Annotated in this window: 1 protein-coding gene; it reads left to right on the top strand. The window is 74.1% G+C overall.

Features of this window, described 5'->3' with window-relative positions:
• Positions 1 to 53: 53 nt before the first annotated feature.
• Positions 54 to 1,118 (top strand): MFS transporter (locus CCN33_RS30690; protein WP_086696524.1); only part of this gene is annotated, 1,065 nt, incomplete at its 3' end.

Here is a 1,118-nt window from a genome sequence, read left to right on the forward strand (position 1 = left end):
GGTGGGGCTTCCGACAGGGGTCAATCGGGGCTACGAGCCTTACGCTGGCCCCTATGGCCGCCCTTGATTCTTCCGACAGTGTCGTCTCCGCCATAGGTCGTCGCGAGGACGAGGGCGGGGTGCTGGGGCGGGCGCATCGGGCGCTCAGCGTGGGGATCGTGTCCGTGGTGCTGCTGATCGCCTTCGAGGCGACGGCCATCGGGACCGTGATGCCGGTCGCGGCGCGGGAGCTGGACGGGGTCTCGCTGTACGCGTTCGCGTTCTCCGGGTACTTCACCACCAGCCTCACCGGGATGGTGCTCGCCGGGCAGTGGGCGGACCGGCGGGGGCCGCTCGCGGCGCTGGCCACCGGGATCGGGGCGTTCGCGGGCGGGCTCGTGGTGTCCGGGACCGCGCAGGTGATGTGGGTGTTCATCCTGGGGCGGGCGGTGCAGGGGTTCGGCGGCGGGCTGGTGATCGTCGCCGTGTACGTGGTCGTCGGCCGGGCCTACCCCGAGCGGCTGCGGCCCGCGATCATGGCGGGCTTCGCCGCCGCGTGGGTCGTGCCCTCCATCGTCGGACCGCTCGCCTCCGGTGCCGTCGCGGAACACCTCGGCTGGCGCTGGGTCTTCCTCGGCATCCCCCTGCTCGTCCTGCTTCCCCTGGGCCTGGCCCTTCCGCAGATCCGGCGCCGGGCGGCCGGGCCCGTGGACCACGACGCCGGTACGCCTGCCTTCGACCGGCGCCGCATCCGGCTGGCGCTCACCGTCTCGCTGGGCGCCGGGCTCGTGCAGTACGCGGCGCAGGATCTGCGGCCGCTCTCCCTGGTGCCCGGCATCCTCGGCGCCGCCCTGCTGGTGCCCGCCGTGCTGCGGCTGCTGCCCAGAGGTACGTACCGGGCGGCACGCGGGCTGCCCTCGGTCGTGCTGCTGCGCGGGCTGTCGGCGGGGTCGTTCATCGCGGCGGAGTCCTTCGTACCGCTGATGCTCGTCACCCAGCGGGGGCTGTCGCCGACGCTCGCCGGGTTCTCGCTGGCCGCGGGCGGGCTGACGTGGGCGGCGGCGTCGTGGGTGCAGTCGCGGGACCGGATGGAGCCGTACCGGGAGCGGCTGATGACCTTCGGGATGGTGCTGGTGGCC

This window comes from Streptomyces recifensis, from assembly GCF_002154615.1.
Taxonomy (GTDB): domain Bacteria; phylum Actinomycetota; class Actinomycetes; order Streptomycetales; family Streptomycetaceae; genus Streptomyces; species Streptomyces griseoluteus.